The sequence below is a fragment of the Pseudomonas sp. 5P_3.1_Bac2 genome, from assembly GCF_025465995.1.
Taxonomy (GTDB): Bacteria; Pseudomonadota; Gammaproteobacteria; order Pseudomonadales; family Pseudomonadaceae; genus Aquipseudomonas.
Genome location: NZ_JANLNY010000004.1, coordinates 577,082 through 598,411, shown reverse-complemented (window position 1 = coordinate 598,411; position 21,330 = coordinate 577,082). Strand labels below are relative to the sequence as shown.

At 57.0% G+C, this 21,330-nt stretch carries 18 protein-coding genes; 5 read left to right on the top strand and 13 right to left on the bottom strand.

The annotated features are described in order from the left end of the window. Positions 1-19: 19 nt before the first annotated feature. The gene (locus tag NTD81_RS04185) at positions 20-499 is read right to left on the bottom strand and encodes a DUF1289 domain-containing protein (protein ID WP_262179735.1); all 480 of its coding nucleotides are present in this window, start codon (positions 497-499) and stop codon (positions 20-22) included. A gap of 406 nt (positions 500-905) precedes the next feature. On the opposite strand from NTD81_RS04185, the gene acnB reads away from it, so the two are divergent. Both acnB and alaC read left to right on the top strand, forming a co-directional pair. Then, positions 906-3,515, top strand: coding sequence for a bifunctional aconitate hydratase 2/2-methylisocitrate dehydratase (acnB, locus tag NTD81_RS04180; RefSeq protein ID WP_262179854.1), 2,610 nt, complete (start codon positions 906-908; stop codon positions 3,513-3,515). Positions 3,516-3,778: 263 nt separating this feature from the next. Further along, positions 3,779-5,017, top strand: coding sequence for an alanine transaminase (gene alaC, locus NTD81_RS04175; RefSeq protein WP_262179733.1), 1,239 nt, complete (start codon positions 3,779-3,781; stop codon positions 5,015-5,017). A gap of 55 nt (positions 5,018-5,072) precedes the next feature. Here the strand turns inward: alaC and NTD81_RS04170 are convergent, their stop codons facing one another. After that, positions 5,073-5,456: a hypothetical protein gene (locus tag NTD81_RS04170; RefSeq protein ID WP_262179729.1), complete on the bottom strand. Its 384-nt coding sequence runs from the start codon at positions 5,454-5,456 to the stop codon at positions 5,073-5,075. Between the two features lie 184 nt (positions 5,457-5,640). Here NTD81_RS04170 and NTD81_RS04165 point away from each other — a divergent pair, with 184 nt between their 5' ends. Further along, the gene (locus NTD81_RS04165) at positions 5,641-5,958 is read left to right on the top strand and encodes a transcriptional regulator (RefSeq protein WP_262179727.1); all 318 of its coding nucleotides are present in this window, start codon (positions 5,641-5,643) and stop codon (positions 5,956-5,958) included. A gap of 707 nt (positions 5,959-6,665) precedes the next feature. On the opposite strand, the gene NTD81_RS04160 is transcribed toward NTD81_RS04165, so the two are convergent. The 8 genes from NTD81_RS04160 to ppsA all read right to left on the bottom strand — a co-directional run bounded on the left by NTD81_RS04160 (position 6,666) and on the right by ppsA (position 14,559). Beyond that, a complete protein-coding gene (locus NTD81_RS04160) occupies positions 6,666-7,631 on the bottom strand; it encodes an OmpA family protein (protein WP_262179724.1) in 966 nt (321 codons plus the stop codon). A gap of 99 nt (positions 7,632-7,730) precedes the next feature. Continuing rightward, positions 7,731-8,327, bottom strand: a complete 597-nt coding sequence (sigX, locus tag NTD81_RS04155; RefSeq protein ID WP_262179722.1) for an RNA polymerase sigma factor SigX — start codon at positions 8,325-8,327, stop codon at positions 7,731-7,733. A gap of 90 nt (positions 8,328-8,417) precedes the next feature. After that, positions 8,418-9,239 carry a mechanosensitive ion channel family protein gene (locus NTD81_RS04150; RefSeq protein ID WP_262179719.1) on the bottom strand — a complete coding sequence of 274 codons (822 nt, stop codon included), beginning with the start codon at positions 9,237-9,239 and terminating at the stop codon, positions 8,418-8,420. Next, entirely contained in the window at positions 9,240-9,485 is a 246-nt protein-coding gene (locus NTD81_RS04145) for a CrfX protein (RefSeq protein ID WP_262179715.1), read from the bottom strand. 54 nt (positions 9,486-9,539) lie between these two features. Then, a complete protein-coding gene (locus NTD81_RS04140) occupies positions 9,540-10,535 on the bottom strand; it encodes a zinc transporter ZntB (protein WP_262179852.1) in 996 nt (331 codons plus the stop codon). A 20-nt stretch (positions 10,536-10,555) separates the two neighbouring features. Beyond that, positions 10,556-11,044: a ribonuclease E activity regulator RraA gene (rraA, locus tag NTD81_RS04135; RefSeq protein WP_262179712.1), complete on the bottom strand. Its 489-nt coding sequence runs from the start codon at positions 11,042-11,044 to the stop codon at positions 10,556-10,558. A 75-nt stretch (positions 11,045-11,119) separates the two neighbouring features. After that, the gene (locus NTD81_RS04130) at positions 11,120-12,121 is read right to left on the bottom strand and encodes an alpha/beta hydrolase (protein ID WP_262179710.1); all 1,002 of its coding nucleotides are present in this window, start codon (positions 12,119-12,121) and stop codon (positions 11,120-11,122) included. Between the two features lie 65 nt (positions 12,122-12,186). Next, positions 12,187-14,559, bottom strand: a complete 2,373-nt coding sequence (gene ppsA, locus NTD81_RS04125; protein WP_262179708.1) for a phosphoenolpyruvate synthase — start codon at positions 14,557-14,559, stop codon at positions 12,187-12,189. Positions 14,560-14,742: 183 nt separating this feature from the next. On the opposite strand from ppsA, the gene NTD81_RS04120 reads away from it, so the two are divergent. Further along, positions 14,743-15,561, top strand: a complete 819-nt coding sequence (locus NTD81_RS04120; RefSeq protein ID WP_262179706.1) for a pyruvate, water dikinase regulatory protein — start codon at positions 14,743-14,745, stop codon at positions 15,559-15,561. A gap of 19 nt (positions 15,562-15,580) precedes the next feature. After that, positions 15,581-16,222, top strand: a complete 642-nt coding sequence (locus NTD81_RS04115; RefSeq protein WP_262179704.1) for a LysE family translocator — start codon at positions 15,581-15,583, stop codon at positions 16,220-16,222. Positions 16,223-16,225: 3 nt separating this feature from the next. On the opposite strand, the gene prpF is transcribed toward NTD81_RS04115, so the two are convergent. The 3 genes from prpF to prpC all read right to left on the bottom strand — a co-directional run bounded on the left by prpF (position 16,226) and on the right by prpC (position 21,301). Next, on the bottom strand, positions 16,226-17,413 hold the full coding sequence (prpF, locus tag NTD81_RS04110; protein WP_262179702.1) for a 2-methylaconitate cis-trans isomerase PrpF: 1,188 nt from the start codon (positions 17,411-17,413) through the stop codon (positions 16,226-16,228). Positions 17,414-17,526: 113 nt separating this feature from the next. Further along, positions 17,527-20,136 carry a Fe/S-dependent 2-methylisocitrate dehydratase AcnD gene (gene acnD / locus NTD81_RS04105; protein WP_262179700.1) on the bottom strand — a complete coding sequence of 870 codons (2,610 nt, stop codon included), beginning with the start codon at positions 20,134-20,136 and terminating at the stop codon, positions 17,527-17,529. Between the two features lies 1 nt (position 20,137). Continuing rightward, entirely contained in the window at positions 20,138-21,301 is a 1,164-nt protein-coding gene (gene prpC, locus NTD81_RS04100; protein WP_262179698.1) for a 2-methylcitrate synthase, read from the bottom strand. Between the last annotated feature and the right edge of the window lie 29 nt (positions 21,302-21,330).

The window sequence follows — 21,330 nt, the reverse complement described above, 5'->3', positions numbered from 1 at the left end:
GACCGGCTTGAGCGCTGATTTAAGGCTGATGACCATCTAACGCCTCACGCAAAAAACGCGGGGCGATATAGCGCTCGTAGTGAGCTTCCGACAGCAGGAAGAATTCGCGATCAATGGCATCGCGCAGCTCCGGTAAAGCCCAGTCGCGAAACTCGGGCAGCAGTACCATGCCGTAGGCATTGAGTTGATTGATCACCCGCGCGCCCCGGGCGATTAGCTGGTAGGCCCAGCAATACGGCGACTGATTCGGCACAAAGCGAATTTGCCGCTGCTGCAGCTGCATACGCAGGCGCTGCGCATCGAACACCTCGACCTTGGCCGCCATCACCTGCACCAGCAACACCTCAAGGCGCTGCCAGACAGCATGCTTTTGCTCATCGTCATAGCCGTTCCAATTCGTCACCTCGTGGTGGAATCGCTTGCAGCCACGGCACACCAAATCCCCGTAAACAGTGGAGCACAGGCCTACACAGGGGGTTTTGATACGCTGATTGGACATAACGAATGCAATGACTTAAGCCGGACAGGCTGGCATCTTAGCCCTTTGTCTAAGGCAGATCACCCCCATATAAACGGGGCCTTTGGCTTAACTTTATCAAAGCTTTCCAGTAGAATTGGACCGCCTTGTAGAGGCAGCAACGTCCGTTGGAAGCTGTTTTCAAAGCGTCACGAGCACAGTCAATCCTGCAGGTTCGATGTTGGTGCAGCGCAAAAATAAATTGCCAAAGTAGTTGCACCAGCCCTCATCCAGTCCGTCCTGCCGGCGTAAAACTTTGAAAACAGCTTCTTCAAGAAAATAACGCAACCTAGGCTACGCAGCCCATAAAGCTGTTCAGCGCTGGGTTCGGTATTTTCTGGATCGAGTCCCAGACAAACCTCTGGGACCACTGATGAGGGTAATAACTGTGCTTGAAGCCTATCGCAAACATGTAGCAGAGCGTGCCGCTCAGGGTGTCGTGCCCCAGCCGCTGAACGCCGAACAAACCGCAGGCCTGATCGAACTGCTCAAGGCCCCACCGGCCGGCGAAGAAGCTGTTCTGCTCGATCTGATCACCAACCGTGTACCGCCAGGCGTTGACGAAGCCGCTTACGTTAAAGCCGGTTTCCTCTCCGCTATCGCCAAAGGCGAAGCCACTTCCCCGCTGATCGATAAGAAGCACGCGGTTGAGCTGCTCGGCACCATGCAAGGTGGCTATAACATCGCTACCTTGGTTGAGATGCTCGATAACGCTGAACTGGCTGAAGTCGCTGCCGCGCAACTGAAGCACACCCTGCTGATGTTTGACGCCTTCCACGACGTCGCTGAGCGCGCCAAAAAAGGCAACGCTGCTGCCAAATCCGTGCTGCAGTCCTGGGCTGACGGCGAGTGGTTCAAGAATCGCCCTGTTCTGGCTGACAAAATCAGCCTGCGCGTATTCAAAGTCACCGGCGAAACCAACACCGACGACCTGTCGCCGGCTCCAGACGCCTGGTCGCGTCCGGATATCCCACTGCACGCCCTGGCCATGCTGAAAATGGCCCGTGACGGCATCGTCCCGGACGTCCAAGGCTCCATCGGCCCGATGAAACAAATCGAGCAGATGCGCAATGACGGCTTCCCTATCGCCTACGTCGGCGACGTAGTGGGCACCGGTTCCTCGCGTAAATCCGCAACCAACTCGGTACTGTGGTTCTTCGGCGACGACATCCCGTACGTACCGAACAAGCGTGGCGGCGGCTTCTGCTTCGGCAGCAAAATCGCTCCGATCTTCTACAACACCATGGAAGATGCCGGCGCACTGCCAATCGAGTTCGACGTTTCCAAGCTGAACATGGGCGACGTTATCGACCTCTACCCACACGCGGGTAAAGTCACCAAGCACGACAGCGACGAAGTTCTGGCCACCTTCGAAATGAAGACCCCAGTGCTGCTCGACGAAGTCCGCGCTGGCGGCCGCATCCCACTGATCATCGGTCGTGGCCTGACGGAAAAAGCCCGCGCTGAACTGGGCCTGGGCCCAACCGATCTGTTCAAACTGCCAGAAGCTCCGGCTGCCAGCACCAAGGGTTTCACCCTGGCGCAGAAAATGGTCGGCAAAGCTTGCGGCCTGCCGGAAGGCAAAGGTGTGCGTCCAGGCACCTACTGCGAACCGAAAATGACCACCGTCGGCTCCCAGGACACCACTGGCCCGATGACTCGCGACGAGCTGAAAGACCTGGCGTGCCTGGGCTTCTCCGCTGACCTCGTGATGCAGTCGTTCTGCCACACTGCGGCCTATCCGAAGCCAATCGACGTCACCACCCACCACACCCTGCCGGATTTCATCCGCACCCGTGGCGGCGTGTCCCTGCGTCCTGGCGACGGCATCATCCACAGCTGGCTGAACCGCATGCTGCTGCCTGATACCGTCGGCACCGGTGGCGACTCGCACACCCGTTTCCCAATGGGCATCTCGTTCCCAGCCGGTTCCGGTTTGGTCGCCTTCGCCGCAGCCACCGGCGTTATGCCGCTGGACATGCCAGAGTCGATCCTGGTGCGCTTCAAAGGCAAAATGCAGCCTGGCATCACCCTGCGCGACTTGGTTCATGCCATTCCGTACTACGCCATCCAGAAAGGCCTGCTGACCGTTGAGAAGAAAGGCAAGATCAACGCCTTCTCGGGTCGCATCCTGGAAATCGAAGGCCTGGACGAGCTGACCGTTGAACAAGCTTTCGAGCTGTCCGACGCCTCCGCCGAGCGTTCTGCTGCAGGTTGCACCATCAAACTGCCAGAAAACGCTATCGCCGAGTACCTGAAGTCCAACATCACCCTGCTGCGCTGGATGATCAGCGAAGGTTACGGCGATGCCCGCACCATGGAACGTCGCGCCCAAGCGATGGAAGCCTGGCTGGCTAACCCGCAGCTGATGGCAGCGGACAAAGACGCCGAGTACGCCGAAGTCATCGAGATCGACCTGAACGAGCTGAAAGAGCCCGTTCTGTGCGCTCCGAACGACCCAGACGACGCGCGTCTGCTGTCCAGCGTTGCTGGCGACAAGATCGATGAAGTGTTTATCGGTTCGTGCATGACCAACATTGGTCACTTCCGCGCTGCTGGTAAGTTGCTGGATAAAGTCAAAGGTGGCATCCCTACTCGTCTGTGGCTGTCGCCGCCGACCAAAATGGACGCCCATCAACTGACCGAAGAAGGCTACTACGGCATCTACGGTAAAGCTGGCGCCCGTATGGAAATGCCAGGCTGCTCGCTGTGCATGGGTAACCAGGCACGTGTAGCCTCCAACTCCACCGTGGTATCGACTTCGACTCGTAACTTCCCGAACCGTCTGGGCGATGGCGCCAACGTGTACCTGGCCTCTGCCGAACTGGCAGCGGTCGCTTCGATTCTCGGCAAACTGCCGACTGTTGAAGAGTACATGGCGTACGCGAAAGACATCGACAGCATGGCTGCCGACGTTTACCGCTACCTGAGCTTTGACCAGATCGCTGAGTTCCGCGAAGCGGCTGCCAACGCCAAGATCCCGGTCGTTCAAGCCTAAGGCTAAAACGCACCGCGTGATGCTGTAGAAGAGCCCCGCCTAGTGCGGGGCTTTTCTTTGCCGGGTTTAAACACCCCTGCCGCTCAAAGCCCCAGGCTTTTACATAGATCTGCAAGCCCCCAAGTAAACGCCTAACTGTGCTGTTTGTGCAGCTCACAGCTGTGCTGGACAGCCGCACCCCAGCACACTTATCGTCAGCTTCAGGCCACGCATTGGCCGGCGTCGCTCGGACGGTTCCGGGCGCTTACGTACTTGAGGTATTTATGGCTGAGCAAGCTGGGCGTCGTTTCGCCCGTATCGACCGTCTCCCCCCCTATGTTTTCAACATCACTGCTGAACTGAAGATGGCAGCGCGCAGGCGTGGCGAGGACATCGTCGACTTCAGCATGGGCAACCCAGACGGTGCAACCCCACCGCATATCGTCGAAAAACTAGTGCAAGTGGCGCAGCGCGAAGACACCCACGGCTACTCCACCTCCCGCGGCATACCGCGCCTACGCAGGGCCATTGCCAACTGGTATAAGCAGCGTTATGACGTGGCGATCGACCCGGAAAGTGAAGCCATCGTCACTATCGGCTCCAAAGAGGGCCTAGCCCACTTAATGTTGGCCACGCTGGATCACGGCGATACGGTACTGGTGCCTAACCCTAGCTATCCGATCCACATCTACGGCGCAGTGATAGCCGGCGCCCAGGTGCGCTCGGTGCCATTGATTCCGGGAGTGGATTTTTTCGCCGAGCTGGAACGCGCAATCCGCGAATCCATCCCTAAGCCGAAAATGATGATCTTAGGTTTCCCCTCCAACCCCACCGCGCAATGTGTCGAACTGGATTTCTTTGAGCGGGTTATTGCCCTCGCCAAACAATATGACGTGCTAGTGATCCACGACCTGGCCTATGCCGATATCGTCTACGACGGCTGGAAAGCCCCTTCAATCATGCAAGTGCCCGGCGCCAAAGATATCGCCGTGGAGTTCTTCACCCTCTCCAAAAGCTACAACATGGCCGGCTGGCGTATCGGCTTCATGGTGGGTAATCCTGAACTGGTTAGCGCCCTAGCGCGCATCAAGAGCTACCACGACTACGGCACTTTTACTCCGCTGCAAGTCGCTGCGATTGCCGCTCTAGAGGGCGATCAGCAATGCGTCCAGGATATAGCGGAGCAGTACCGGCAGCGCCGCAATCTACTGGTGAAGGGCCTGCATGAGCTGGGCTGGATGGTCGAGAACCCCAAGGCCTCCATGTACATTTGGGCCAAAATACCAGAGGCCTACACCCACTTAGGCTCGTTGGAGTTCGCCAAAAAGCTTCTGCAGCAAGCCAAGGTTTGCGTGTCCCCAGGCATTGGCTTTGGCGATTATGGCGATGATCACGTGCGCTTCGCACTGATTGAAAACCTTGACCGCACACGCCAAGCCATTCGCGGTATTAAGGCGATGTTCCGCGCAGACGGCCTGCTTGCACAGGGCAGTAAAACAACGCTCGACCCAACCGAGAAATAGGCCGTAGATCGAGCCAACAAGGCTGAGTTCAGCAACTGCCTCAGCCTTGCTCGGACTAACTGGAATAATCCAATACGGTCCAAATCCGGCTTAAACCATCGGCAATCACACAGTTGCCCGGTAACGCATTGCTCGTAGGGCGCAACGACATGCGAGTGGTTAAACCATCCGCCGCATTGGCATGCTCACTCAACCACTGTAAGCGTCCGCAATGGGCCGTCTCAACCACATAGCTGACCGCCGTACCGCCCGAGGAGTTAGTCGACCAGAAGCTGTCGACCACCGTACCTGGCTCCTCAACCTTCTTACCATCAGCCACCAACACCACCCAAGCTTGAGTGTTTTCGATTACCAAGAAGGTGCCATTGGCCCGAGGTTGATCCAGCTGCGGCTGCGCACAACCGCTCAATAAAGCCAGTAGCACAACTGTAATAAGCATTTGTTGCATTGTTCACGTCCTCCCTGCCTAGCCTGGCCCCTGAGCAGGCCGGAAAACGGCTAGCCACGGAGCAGATGGAGTGACTATCATCGAATACTGTTTATTTGTACAGTATTTTTGTCTATTCTTAGACCAAGCTCACAAGCCCCACTCGGTGGAGCCGATTTTTTGAAGGAAGGCCAAGATGCTCGATGTGATCCAGATGAAGCACAACGTCAATCGCATGCCACTAGAGAAGGTGCGTAAAACTGTTGAAGAATTGAACCTGGAAGGGTTTGTTTGCCAACGTCAGACTCCCTTCTCCCGCGCCCACTTTAATATCTGTTTCGCGGAAATTGAGGCGTTATTACAGCGTGCGGGCTATCACAAACAAGTCGATGTACTCGGTTATGACGGCTTAACTTATGCCATGTTCGACCCCAGCCGCTGGGATGCCGTAGAAGTACTGCGCACCCTTAAACAAATTACCGAACAAGCAGTACCTAGCAGCGGCAGCCATTAATAAATGGGCCAATGCCTTTACATGTAAAAGCTAACTTTAACTTTTGCCGAGCTTTCGCCGCCCGCAGGCGATTAGATATCTGGCTAATTGCACCGCTACTTGCGGCAAATTAGCGCAGGGCAATAACTTGCCCCCTCCCCCAGCGGACTTCCATCTCCTCGAAACCCGCCAAGCGATTTAAAAACCATGCAACCTAGCCCGAAATGAGTGGCCATCGGGAAAAATTCAGCATCTTCTGAAAGATAAAATTAATCGTTATATTTCAATAGCTTATAAATTAAAGGGAACTATAGCGTTAGTTCCAAAGGCAGTCATTTAGCTAAAGGTTGATCTAGCGCATAACTCTTAATGCAAAAGCATGACAAACAGCCCATATACTGCTAACTAAGTCTTTAGTATAAAAAATGGGAAAGCCAACATGATCAGCTTTAACCATAACCGACTCCTGGGCTACGCCAGCTGCGCCCTGGCCTTTGCACTACTGACACTGCCCCTACCGACGCAAGCAGTCGCGGATGCCGACAGTCATCTCTCAGCCCAACAGCTAACCTTAGCGACCCCCAGTCATAGCAAACCAGCCCCTAATCAGTCTCGTTAGACTGCGCCCTACCTCGGCATAACAACAGCCAAGGTTTAATCGCTGAACAAATCGCAGGCAAAGAAAAACCCGGCCTAGGCCGGGTTTTTCGTGAAGCAGGTTGCTCGAATTACTGAGCTTTAACCTGAGCTTCTACTTCAGCTTCTACGCGACGGTTGATGGCGCGGCCAGCATCAGTGGCGTTGTCAGCAACAGGGCGGGACTCGCCGTAACCAACCGAGTTAACGCGGTCAGCTTCAACGCCGTACTGGTCAACCAGCACGTTACGTACAGCGGCTGCACGACGCTCGGACAGCTTCTGGTTGTAAGCATCGGTGCCCACGGAGTCAGTGTGACCTTCAACCACGGTGGTGGTTTGTGGGTACTGCTTCATGAAGTCAGCCAGGTTTTTGATGTCGCCGTAGCTGTCTTGCTTAACAGCAGCTTTGTCGAAATCAAATTTGACGTCCAGTTCAACACGGACCAGTTCCAGCGGCTCTTCAACTGGAGCTGGCTCTGGAGTCGGCTCAACAGCAGCTACTACTGGAGCTGGCTTGCCGCCACCACCGAAGTTGATACCAACACCTACGCTTGGTGCCCACTCGGTGTAGCCAGAGTCGATGTTGTACTGAGCTTCAACGCCGGTACGAGCGTAGAAGTTGTCAGTGAAGTACCACTTGAAGCCGCCACCCAGGTTAGCGAAGGTGGAACGGTCACGACCGCCGCGGTCGCCTTGACCGATGCTTTGGTCAGAGAAACCGGCCGACAGGTAAGGACGGAACCAATCACCTGGGTTGTTGAAGTGGAACAGTGCGTCAAGAGCAGTGTTAGCACCCTTGATGTTGCGACCGTTGTCACCGCGAGCGTTATGCACTTCATCGTAGCCCAGACGGAGTTCAACGTCGTCTGTTACGAATACACCAACGCTGCCACCGAACAGGTTGCCGTCGTTTTTGTAGTCGCGGGAACTGTCAAAGAACTGCTTCTTCGCAAAACCCTCGATTTCAACAGCGCCTTGGCCCTGAGCCAGCGCGCTAAGGGAGGCCGAAGCCAACAGCGAGCCAATGACTACGCCTAAAGTGTTCTTCAATTTCATTACAAGGCTTCCTATCTTGTGTGGTCAGTAAGTTGTCTGACTAACAAGACAACTCTGCGAGCTATTGTAGCACTATCTGCCGTTATCTATGACAAAAAGTTACTCAATAGTTTCACGGCTGTCTGAAAATTTCTCTCGCAAACGATCAAGAGCACGTTTATAGCGCATTTTAGTCGCGCTAAGGCCCATGTGCATAATGTCTGCGATTTCTTGGAACTCAAGCTCCGCGACAAAGCGTAGCACCAAAATTTCACGGTCAATGGGATTTACGTGAATTAACCAACGATCCAAACCGGCTTTATCTTCAATCTTCGGTGTTTTTTCTTCGGACGCCTCCTCCAGCGGGTCAAGACTCAGGGCATCAATCAAGCGGCGTTTGCGCCGCTCTTTCCGATACTGAGTTATGCATTCGTTGTAGGTAATGCTGTACAGCCAAGTTTTGAACTTTGACTTACCTTCAAAGTTCTTCAGGCCGTAAAGCACTTTGAGCATGACCTCCTGACAGACATCATCAGCATCACGCTCGTTGCCCAAATAACGCGCGCAGACGTTAAACAGTGTGCGCTGATAGCGGCGCATCAGCTCTTCGTAGGCCCGGGTTACGTGAAACAACTCTTCGTGGGCACGCGCAACCAGCTCTTCGTCCGAGAGCTCACGGGGATCGTAACGCAGAGCCAGAGGATGGGTCTTATTCAAAACGGATCAGGCCGACAGTCAGGGCGATGGCCGACGCAGCCTGCAAGCAGGCTGCAAATGGGCCGCATAAGATAGCAGATATCGGCGCGATCAGCTCTTGACCTGTTGCTCAAGTAGCGCACGATTAGGCACCGAAACCAGCTCGTCTTCGGCAGTGAGCAGAGTTGTCTTAACGGTGCCGATCTCTTCAATCTGGCCTTCGACATCCCCTACCGTGACTTGTTGCCCGACTTGATACAATTCGCGCACATAGATACCTGCCAGTATTTGGCTGGCGATATCGCGACTACCCAACCCCAATGCCAAGGCAATTGCTAAACCGACAGATATCAAAACAATGGCAATTACGTTATTCAGCAAGTCAGTTTTAACTTCAAGCTGACCAATTGCCACGGAAATACTAATAATTATCACTAAGCCTTGAGCAACTCGACCCAAGCCATGGGCATAATCCAGCCCAACTCCTTCTGCGGCGCCGCGCACTAAACTACTGACCAACTGTGCCAATAGCACACCGGCGAGTAATACCAGTGCAGCACCAAATACTTTGGGCAGGTATAACGCCAATACATCCAGAGTCGCGGAAACGCGTTGCAGACCCAGCGACTCTGCCGCCGAAACCAAGAACACCAACAACACAAACCAATAAACAATTTTGCCGATCAGGGTCGATACCGGCACCTGGATGCCCGCACGGCCGAGCAACTTGGTCAGCCCTGTACCGGCCATTAAGCGGTCTAAACCGACTTTACCGAGCAGTTTGGAGAGCAAGGTATCGAGCAGTTTAGCCACCACGAAACCCAGCAATACCAGGATCAAGCCAACAAATAGGTTCGGAATAAAACCAGCCACCTTAGTCCACAGCGCAGTCATTGCGGCGATCAAACTTTGAGTCCAGGGATCGAGTTCCATTTATTCGGCCTTATCAGTAGAACGGGGTGGTGTGGAGCGACGTGACACGGGAGCTACATGGCGGGAGCCATTGTTCAGGGCCAGCATTAATGCCCCTACCCAATTGCCCATCAATGCGAACAGATCACCTGCACCAACCTGGCGGTTGGCGGTTTTTAGAACGCGGTGCAAGCCGGCGTCATCGTCATAATCCGCAGATGGCGAATTAAGCAGCTCACGCAAAGACTGTTCAAATGGATCGTTCATGGCTCACCTCTCTGGATGTTCCCGCTAGACGTGAGGGAATAGGCTTTAGTCACATCAGATCCAGCGCAAACGGCGGAACAACCACCACTGCGCAGCCGCTACCAGCACCATCAGCGTGCATGCCACGGCAAAGCCATAAGGGCTATCGGCACCGGGAATGCCGCCGACGTTAATGCCCAGCAAGCCGGTTAAAAAGCTCATGGGCAGGAAGATTCCAGTGATGATACTGAAGCGGTACATGGTGCGATTCATCCGCTCGTTCATGTGCCGGTTCTGACTCTCCAACAGCAAGCCGATACGCTCGCGGCTGAGTTCAAGCTCTTCCAAGTACCTTGTCAGGCGGTTGTTCAGCTCGTTCCAATAGCCGCCTTCACCGCGCACAAACCACGTCAGTTGCGCAGTGCTGAGTTGGCCATAAATATCCCGCTGCGGCGCCAAGAAACGCCTGAGGCCAGCCGCGCGCTTGCGTACTTGCAGCAGTTCAACGTGCGCCAGGGGCTGACGTTTGGGGCTGTCGGCCAGTTCTTCCTGGGTGTCGACCTGCTCGGAGATGTCATCGACCAATTGCTCAATACGATCGGTCAGAACATCCGCTAAACGCAGCACCAGCTCGGCGGCGGTGGTGGGACCACGGCCCAGTTGCAGCTCTTCGATGACTTCATCGGTGGCGTGCAGTGGACGCAAGCGCAGAGAAATGACGCGCTTGGCATCGGCAAAAATGCGCACTGAGATCATGTCTTCCGGCGCGGCGTCTGGATTGAGGTTGACCCCGCGCATAAAGATCAGCACATGCTTTTCCGGCAAGTTAAGCAAGCGCGGCCGGGTGTTCTCTTCCAACAACAGATCGCAGGCAAACTCACTGATGCCGCTGCTTTTGCGCAACCATGTGTGGGTATGCGGATGACCACGGTCCCAGTGCAGCCACAGGCTTTCCTGCTCGCCCAGCTGGAGATCCTCTAGCTCTTGGCGGGTGATGCTGCGCGCGCCGCCCTGCCCGTTGAGCAGCAGAGCATGAACCAGGCCCCACTGGGCGTTGTCGTCCTCATCCAGAACACTGTCTTGCAAGGAGCTTACTCCGGCATCTGCAGTGCAGAAGGCGAAATGATCACACCGTTGTTGTCGGCATACACATACTCACCTGGACGGAAGGTCACGCCGCCGAAAGTCACCGCGACATTCAGATCACCAATGCCACGCTTATCGGTTTTCATCGGGTGACTGGCCAGGGCCTGGATGCCCAGATCAGTTTGCGCCAGCACATCAACATCACGCACACAGCCGTACACGATGATGCCTTCCCAACCGTTCTTCGCCGCTTTTTCGGCCAGCATATCGCCCAGCAGTGCGCGGCGCATGGAGGCACCACCGTCGACCACCATCACCTTGCCCTTGCCCGGCAGCTCGACTTGCTCTTTGACCAGCGAGTTGTCTTCGAAGCATTTCACCGTGACGATCTCGCCGCCAAAGGAATCGCGGCCGCCAAAATTACTGAACATCGGCTCTACCACTTGCACCAGCTCAGGGTAAGCGTCACACAGATCCGGGGTGATGTAGTGCATGCAGAGTCTCCTAGTCATTGTTGTGGGCACCTGCAGCGGCTTAAGCCGCAGGCACCGTGGAAATTAGACCGTCAGCTAAAGCGCCAGACCTGCTTCTGCCTGGGCTGCATGACTTAATTCAGCCGCCACTTGGGGGCTTTTGCGCAGCCACTGGCCAATCAATGGCCACACCTCGCGCTGCGCTTCTTTGCTAATGAGCATTTCTACATGACCGAAGTCGCTGGAGAAACCCCGTTTTTTGCCTAAGCACAGGTATTCGCTTAACTCAGAGCCGAATTGCTTGAGCATTTTTTCGCAGGCCCAAGGCGGATCTTGGTAGTCGCCCTGCGCCGCCACGACCATCACCGGCACCTGGACCTTGGCCAAACCGGCCCACCAGTCTTGTTCAGCATCGCCAAACCGGCCAAACAAACCATGCCAGCGCAGGGTTTCGATAGCCAGGCTGATCGGCTCATCCTCCGGCCCGCGCTTAAGACGCGCACCGGATAAACCGCCCATACGCTTAACAATTAAGCGCCCGAGCCACTCCACCGGAGGGATTTTTAACGGCCAATAGCCGCGGCTCACTTGGCTGCCGCACAACACAGCCGAGGCCACTTTCTCTTGTTCAAGGTAGTTGCCGCCCAACGCTGCCGCCAGGGTAACGCCGCCAAGGGAATGACCGAGCCAGTGGGCGGGCTGGGAATTTTGCTCGAAGACAAAGGCCGCTATCGCAGGCAAGTCATAACGGACGTAGTGCGCTACGGTATTGCGCTGATAGTCACGATTACGTGGCGATAGACCATGACCGCGCATCTCGGCGATCCACACATCGAAGCCGGCGCGGGCCAGATAAGGCCCCAAGCCAATGGCCTTGGGCGAGTACCAAAAGCGCCGATTGGAGAAGCTGCCCGGCAGCAGAACCACAGGGACACCACGGTTTTGCTCTTGCCCGGCGACTCCCAGGCGGGTCAGCGCCAGCTCCACGCTGATATCCGGACTGTTGGCCGGCTTGAGGCGATAAACGTCCTCGCACAAGTCGCCACGCAACTCAGCGCTGATCAAGGCGACGGGAAAAAGCTCACTGCTGCTTTGCATCTGCGCTCTTACACAAAAAAGGGCAGGATCAACCCGCCCTTGAACATGTGATTAGCCTACTGAACTCAGGCGTTTTGACCTTCAGCGAGGAAGAACCAGGTATCCAGTACGGAGTCCGGGTTCAGCGACACACTCTCAATGCCCTGCTCCATCAGCCAGCGCGCCAGATCCGGGTGATCGGATGGACCTTGGCCGCAGATACCGATGTATTTACCGGCTTTGTTACAAGCTTGGATGGCGTTGCTCAGCAGCTTCTTCACTGCCGGGTTACGCTCATCGAACAGGTGCGCGATGATCCCGGAGTCACGGTCCAGGCCCAGAGTGAGCTGAGTCAGGTCGTTGGAACCGATGGAGAAGCCATCGAAGTATTCCAGGAACTCTTCGGCCAGGATGGCGTTGGATGGCAGCTCACACATCATGATGATGCGCAGGCCGTCTTGGCCACGGGCCAAGCCGTTAGCGGCGAGCAAGTCGACCACCTGGCTGGCTTCGCCCAAAGTACGCACGAACGGCACCATGATCTCGACGTTGGTCAGGCCCATTTCGTTGCGCACTTTTTTCAGCGCCCGGCATTCCAACTCGAAGCAATCGCGGAACGCTTCGCTGATGTAGCGCGAAGCGCCACGGAAGCCCAGCATCGGGTTTTCTTCTTCCGGCTCATACAGTTTGCCGCCGATCAGGTTGGCGTATTCGTTGGACTTGAAGTCCGACAGGCGCACGATGACCTTCTTCGGCCAGAACGCCGCAGCCAGGGTGCTGATACCTTCAACCAGTTTTTCGACGTAGAAGTTAACCGGATCATGGTAACCGGCGATGCGCTTCTCGACGCTGTCTTTGATTTCAGGCGGCAGACCGGCGAAGTTCAGCAATGCTTTGGGGTGCACGCCGATCATGCGGTTGATGATGAATTCCAGACGGGCCAGACCCACGCCTTCGTTCGGCAGTTGGGCGAAGTCGAAGGCACGATCGGGGTTACCGACGTTCATCATGATCTTGAATGGCAGATCAGGCATGGCGTCGACCGAGTTGGTACGCACATCAAAGCCCAGCTCGCCTTCAAAGATAAAGCCGGTGTCACCCTCAGCGCAGGACACAGTCACGCCCTGGCCGTCTTTCAGCACTTGGGTCGCGTTGCCGCAGCCCACAACCGCCGGAATACCCAGCTCACGGGCGATGATCGCGGCGTGGCAAGTCCGCCCGCCACGGTTGGTGACGATGGCGCTGGCGCGCTTCATTACCGGCTCCCAATCCGGGTCGGTCATGTCGGAAACCAGCACGTCGCCGGCCTGGACTTTGTCCATTTCCGACACGTCGTTGATCACCCGCACTCGGCCAGCACCGATTTTCTGACCGATGGCGCGGCCCTCAACCAGTACCGAGCCTTTCTCTTTGAGCAGGTAACGCTCCATCACATTGATGTTGGAGCGGCTTTTTACCGTCTCCGGACGCGCCTGGACGATGTACAGCTGGCCGTCGTCACCGTCTTTAGCCCACTCGATATCCATCGGCCGGCCGTAGTGCTTCTCGATGATCATGGCTTGCTTGGCCAGCTCGCTGACCTCAGCGTCGCTCAGGCAGAAACGCGCGCGTTCGGCGCGGTCGACATCCACCACCTTGACCGATTTACCGGCCTTGGCTTCTTCGCCATAGACCATCTTGATCGCTTTGCTGCCCAAGTTGCGGCGCAGAATCGCCGGGCGGCCGGCTTCGAGGGTTTGCTTGTGCACGTAAAATTCGTCGGGGTTGACCGCACCTTGCACCACGGTTTCACCCAGGCCATAAGCGCCGGTGATAAACACCACGTCACGGAAGCCCGATTCGGTATCCAGAGTGAACATCACCCCGGCGGTGCCGGTTTCCGAACGGACCATGCGCTGCACGCCAGCGGACAGGGCTACCAGCTTGTGGTCAAAACCCTGGTGCACGCGGTAGGCAATGGCGCGGTCGTTAAACAGCGACGCGAACACTTCCTTGGCCGCACGGATCACGTTATCCACGCCACGGATGTTCAAGAAGGTTTCTTGCTGGCCGGCGAAAGACGCATCTGGCAGGTCTTCGGCAGTGGCCGAGGAGCGTACCGCGACAGCCATGTTGTCGTTGCTACCGGCCATTTCGGCGAAGGCCACGCGGATTTGCCGATCCAGCTCAACGGGCAACTCAGCGTCCATCACCCACTGACGGATTTGCGCGCCGGTTTTCGCCAGGGCATTAACGTCGTCGACATCCAATGCGTCGAGTGCGGCATGAATCTGCGCATTGAGGCCGCTTTGTTCAAGGAAATCACGGTACGCCTGAGCCGTTGTGGCAAAGCCGCCGGGCACCGAAACACCAGCACCTGCAAGGTTGCTGATCATCTCGCCCAGGGAGGCGTTCTTGCCCCCTACATGCTCAACATCATGATTGCCGAGCTTATCGAGGGAAACTACGTACTCAACCACAGTGATCTCTCCACAAAGGGTGTTGGAAAAGCTCATTGGAATCAGGTTTTTTCCTGCACTGGAACAACCGGTGCATTGATGACCTGACCCTGGGAAATAGGTAACAATGCAGGCCACATCGGCTCGGCATTGCGGGCCTTATAATAGCCAAGATTCGTCCTCAGCTTAAGGCCCATGGTGCAAATGAAACGAACTGCCTTTTTCATCTCTGACGGTACCGGCATTACGGCCGAAACCTTGGGCCAAAGCCTGCTGGCTCAATTCGAGAATATCGACTTCACCAAACTCACGCGCCCCTACATCGACAGCAAAGAAAAAGCGCGCGCCATGGTACAGCAAATCAATAACGCCGCGGAAAAGGACGGCGTTCGACCGATCATCTTTGACACTTTGGTAAACCAGGAAATACGTGAAGTCCTGGCTGAATCCGAAGGCTTTATGATCGATATCTTTTCCACCTTCCTCGCACCATTAGAGCACGAGCTAAAAGAACGCTCGTCTTATTCTGTCGGCAAGTCCCATTCCATCGGGCATAACTCCAACTACATGGAGCGCATTGAAGCGGTTAACTTCGCCCTGGATAACGACGACGGCGCCCGCACCCATTACTACGATAAAGCTGACCTGATCCTAGTCGGCGTCTCGCGCTGCGGTAAAACCCCGACCTGCCTGTATATGGCCATGCAGTACGGCATTCGCGCGGCTAACTACCCGCTCACCGAAGACGACATGGAGCGCCTGCAGCTGCCGGCCGTTCTCAAGCAACACCGGCACAAGCTGTTTGGCCTGACCATCGACCCGGATCGCCTCACCGCCATTCGCCACGAACGCAAACCCAACAGCCGCTACGCCAGCTTCGCCCAGTGCGAATTTGAAGTGCGCGAGGTGGAGAACTTGTTCCGCCGCGAAAACATCACTTTTATTAACTCGACCTCCTTCTCGGTGGAAGAGATTTCGGCCAAGATCCTGGTCGAGAAAGGCGTCGAACGGCGCTTTAAATAACCTCCTGCGGAAGTTTGTTATGACCCTGATGGACGCCGTTGTTTTTGCGCCAATTGCTGCATTAATCGCCTTAGGCCCAGGCCCAAACAACTTCTGCGCCCTCAACAACAGCATTAACTATGGCTTTCGCGCGGCCATGTTGGGCACCTTTGGCCGTCTCGCCTGCTACGCGCTGTTTTTGTTTATCTCCGCGATCGGTCTTGGCGCCATGTTACTGGCGTCAGAAACCGCCTTTACCGTACTCAAAGTCTGCGGTGCAGCGTACTTGGTGTATCTGGGCATCAAAACCTGGCGCAGCACCGAATTCAGCGGTTTGCAGCTCAGCGAAGGGGTTGCCGTTAAGCCGGTCAAAGCACCTATCTTTAAGCTGATGCGTAACGAGTTTCTGGTTGGCATCAGCAACCCCAAGGCGATCCTGTTGTTTGCCGCGATTTTTCCGCAATTTATTAAACCCACCGAACCGACTGCCGAGCAGTTTCTCTACCTCGGCAGCACCTATTTGCTGGCCGAATTTTTTGTCGGCTCCCTCGCCTACTCTCTGTTTGGCCAGCAGATCCGCCGCTGGGTGAAAACCGCCAAGGGCGTCAGCCGCCTGAATAAAAGCACCGGCGCTTTTTTTGTTGGCGCCGGTGGCTTGATGCTAGGCGTCAGTAACCATTAAGGCTTAAAAGCTATCGCCGGGCACCCGTACCCAACCTTCCATGAGGATGCGGGCCGAGCGCGACATCACTGCTTTTTTCACCTGCCACTGACCATTTTCCAAACTAGCCTCGGCGCCTACGCGCAAGGTGCCGGACGGATGGCCAAAGCGCACGGCGCTGCGCTCGCCACCACCGGCGGCCTGATTCACCAGCGTGCCGGGAATCGCCGCGGCAGTGCCAATGGCCACCGCCGCGGTGCCCATCATGGCGTGGTGCAGTTTGCCCATGGACAGCGCGCGCACCAGCAAGTCGATCTCCCCCGCCTTGATCGCCTTACCGCTAGAAGACAGATAATCCTTAGGCGGGCTGACAAAGGCCACTTTCGGCGTGTGCTGACGAGTCGCTGCCTCCTCCGCCGTTTTGATCAAGCCCATGCGCAAGGCGCCGGCGACGCGAATCGCCTCGAAACGTGCCAGGGCCTGCGGATCAGTGTTGATGGCTTCGCGCAGCTCAGTGCCTTGATAGCCGATAGCCTGTGCCTCGACAAACACCGTGGGAATGCCCGCGCTGATCAGCGTGGCCTTGAATGTGCCGAGACCAGGCACCTGCAGCTCATCCACCAGATTGCCGGTGGGGAACATGGCGCCGCCGTCTTCGCCATCATCGGACGGATCAACAAACTCCAGAATGATTTCCGCTGCCGGGAAGGTCACCCCGTCCAGCTCAAAATCGCCCGTTTCCTGGACCTGGCCATTACTGACCGGCACATGAGCGATGATGGTTTTATGGATATTGGCTTGCCAGATCCGCACCACACACACCCCGTTCTGCGGGATACGCGCGGGATCAACTAAGCCTGCGTGAATAGCAAAGGCCCCGGCCGCGGTAGACAGGTTGCCGCAGTTACCGCTCCAATCGACAAAGGCCTTGTCGATGGACACCTGGCCGTAGAGGTAATCGACGTCGTGATCCGGCTGACTGCTTTTAGACAGGATCACGCACTTGCTGGTGCTGGAAGTGGCGCCGCCCATGCCATCGATCTGCGCCGCATAGGGATCAGGGCTGCCAATCACCCGCATAAACAGTTTGTCCCGCGCCGCACCAGGTTGCTGGCAACTGGTGGGCAGGTCTTGCAGGCGGAAGAACACGCCCTTACTGGTGCCGCCACGCATATAGGTGGCGGGGATTTTGACTTGCGGCACCTGACTCATCACTGACTCCTAAACGAGCGGACGTGGCGACTACTAGCTGCCACGCCGCTGCATCATTTACGACTGATTGCCTTGGCTGCGGCGCGCTAGACGCCGCTACACACAACGGTCAATCAGGCCACCGTCGACTCTAAAAAGTCCTTGGCGAAACGCTGCAACACGCCGCCGGCTTCGTAGATCGAAACCTCTTCGGCGGTATCCAGACGACAAGTCATCGGCACCTCAAGGCGCTCACCATTGGCTCGGTTAATCACCAGGTGCAATTGCGCGCGCGGCTTCCGCTCGCCGATCACGTCATAGGTTTCCGTGCCGTCCAGGCCCAAGGTTTTACGCGTGGTACCTGCAAGGAACTGCAGTGGCAACACGCCCATGCCGATCAGGTTGGTGCGGTGAATGCGCTCAAAGCCTTCGGCGGCGATCACTTCCACCCCTGCCAAACGTACGCCTTTAGCGGCCCAGTCGCGGGACGAGCCTTGGCCATAGTCAGCGCCAGCAACGATGATCAGCGGCTGCTTGCGCTGCATGTAGGTTTCGATGGCCTCCCACATGCGCAGCACCTTGCCATCCGGCTCGACGCGGGCCAGTGAACCCTTCTTCACCTCGCCATTGACCACCGCCATTTCGTTGACCAGTTGCGGGTTAGCGAAGGTCGCGCGCTGCGCGGTGAGGTGATCGCCGCGGTGCGTGGCGTAGGAGTTGAAGTCCTCCTCCGGCAGGCCCATTTTCGCCAGGTACTCGCCGGCTGCTGAGTCAAGCAGAATGGCGTTGGATGGCGACAGGTGATCGGTGGTGATGTTATCCGGCAGCAGCGCCAGCGGACGCATGCCCTTAAGCGTGCGCTCACCCGCCAAGGCGCCTTCCCAGTACGGCGGACGGCGAATGTAGGTGGACTGCTCACGCCAGTCATACAGTGGGCTTTCGGCCTCCTGCACGGTGCCCAGATCGAACATCGGAATGTATATCTGCTTGAACTGCTCGGGCTTCACGCTGGAGGCGACGATGGCGTCGATCTCTTCATCGCTCGGCCACAGGTCTTTCAGGGTAATGGCGTTGCCTTGGGCGTCGTGGCCCAGCACATCCTGCTCGATATCAAAGCGTACGGTGCCGGCAATGGCATAGGCCACCACCAACGGCGGCGAAGCCAAGAACGCCTGTTTAGCGTACGGATGGATACGTCCGTCGAAGTTACGGTTACCCGACAGCACCGCCGTGGCGTACAGGTCGCGGTCGATAATTTCTTGCTGAATCACTGGGTCCAGCGCGCCGCTCATGCCATTACAGGTGGTGCAGGCATAGGCGACGATACCGAAGCCAAGCTTCTCCATCTCCGCCAGCAGGCCGGATTCTTCCAGATACAGCTTGGCCACTTTGGAGCCTGGAGCGAAGGAGGTTTTCACCCAAGGTTTACGCAGCAAACCCAGCTCGTTGGCCTTTTTGCACAGCAGGCCGGCGGCCACCACGTTGCGCGGGTTGGAGGTGTTGGTGCAGCTGGTGATGGCGGCAATGATCACGGCGCCATCGGGCATCAAGCCGGCGGCCTCTTCCTGCTTGCCACTGGCCAGCTTGCCTTCATCAGCAATGCCGCGCTCATTGAGCGCCGAAGTCGGCAGGCGCTTATGCGGGTTGGACGGGCCGGCCATATTGCGCACGACGGTCGACAGGTCAAAGCTCAGCACCCGCTCATAGACTGCGGTTTTCAGGGCATCCGCCCACAGACCGGTGGTCTTGGCATAGTTTTCCACCAACGCCACCTGCTCAGGCTCACGGCCAGTGAGCTTGAGGTAGTCGATGGTTTGCTGGTCGATATAGAACATCGCCGCCGTGGCGCCGTATTCCGGGCACATGTTGGAGATGGTCGCGCGGTCGCCGATGGACAGGCTGTCCGCACCCTCGCCGAAGAACTCTACCCAAGCGCCCACAACGCGCTCTTTACGCAGGAACTCGGTCAGGGCCAGAACGATATCGGTAGCAGTGATGCCCGGCTGACGCTTGCCGGTGAGTTTGACGCCTACGATATCCGGCAGGCGCATCATCGAGGCGCGGCCCAGCATCACGGTCTCGGCTTCCAAGCCGCCGACACCGATGGCGATCACCCCCAAAGCATCAACGTGAGGGGTATGGCTGTCGGTGCCGACACAAGTGTCGGGGAACGCTACACCGCCCCGCGCCTGGATCACCGGGCTCATTTTCTCCAGGTTGATCTGGTGCATGATGCCGTTGCCAGCGGGGATCACGTCGACGTTCTTGAACGCCGTTTTGGTCCACTCGATAAAGTGGAAACGGTCCTCGTTGCGCCGTTCTTCCACCGCGCGATTCTTCTCAAAGGCCTGCGGATCGAAACCGGCAAACTCCACAGCCAACGAGTGATCGACGATCAGTTGCGTCGGCACTACCGGGTTGACCTTGGATGGATCGCCACCCTGCTCGGCAATGGCGTCGCGCAGGCCTGCCAAGTCGACCAAAGCGGTCTGACCCAGAATGTCGTGGCAGACCACCCGCGCCGGGTACCAAGGGAAGTCCAGATCCTGCTTACGCTCGATCAGTTGCTTGAGCGAGTCGGTGAGCGCCGCTGGATCACAGCGACGCACCAGTTGCTCGGCCAACACCCGGCTGGTGTATGGCAGCTGAGCCCACGCACCGGCCTGGATGGCATCGACGGCCTCGCGGGCATCGAAGTAATCCAGTTGCGTACCCGCTAAAGGTTTGCGGAATTGGCTGTTCATCTTATTTACGGTCCTTCAGCGCAACAAACTTGAGGTCTTCTGGGCCGGTGTAATTGGCGCTCGGACGGATGATCTTGCCGTCGATACGCTGCTCGATCACATGGCTGGACCAGCCGGCAGTACGAGCGATCACAAACAGCGGGGTGAACATGGCGGTGGGCACGCCCATCATGTTGTAGCTGACGGCGCTGAACCAATCGAGGTTGGGGAACATCTTTTTGATTTCCCACATCACGCTCTCAAGACGCTCGGCGATGTCGTACATCTTGTTATTGCCCTGCTCGGCCGACAGCTCACGGGCCACTTCTTTGATCACTTTGTTGCGCGGGTCAGCCACGGTGTAAACCGGATGGCCGAAGCCGATCACCACTTCTTTTTTCTCTACTCGGGCACGGATATCGGCTTCGGCTTCATCGGCGTTGTCGTAGCGCTTTTGAATCTCGAAGGCCACCTCGTTGGCACCGCCGTGTTTCGGCCCGCGCAACGCGCCGATGCCACCGGCAATGGCGGAAAACATATCGGAGCCGGTGCCGGCGATGACACGGGAGGTAAAGGTGGAGGCGTTGAATTCGTGCTCGGCGTACAGAATCAGCGAAGTGTGCATGGCGCGCACCCAAGTCTCACGCGGCGCCTCACCGTGCAACAAATGCAGGAAGTGACCGCCGATGCTGTCGTCGTCAGTTTCCACCTCAATGCGCTTGCCGTTGTGGCTGAAGTGGTACCAGTACAGCAGCATGCTGCCCAGGGAGGCCATCAGCTTGTCGGCGATATCACGGGCACCTGGATGGTTGTGATCGTCTTTCTCCGGCGCCAGGCAACCCAGCACCGACACCCCGGTACGCATCACGTCCATCGGGTGGGCCGATGGTGGAAGTTGTTCCAGAGCGGTTTTCAGCGCGGCAGGCAGGCCACGCAGCGCTTTGAGCTTGGCCTTGTAACCAGCCAGTTCGGCGGCATTGGGCAGCTTGCCGTGGACCAGCAGGTGGGCGATTTCTTCAAATTCGCAGGTGGTGGCCACATCAAGGATGTCGTAGCCACGGTAATGCAGATCGTTACCGCTGCGGCCTACGGTGCACAGCGCGGTATTGCCGGCGGCAGTACCGCTCAAGGCAACGGATTTCTTGGGTTTGAAGCCTGGAGTGGTGGTCTCTGGGGTAGCGCTCATAGCGGTTATCTCCTCATCTGATCCAGCAA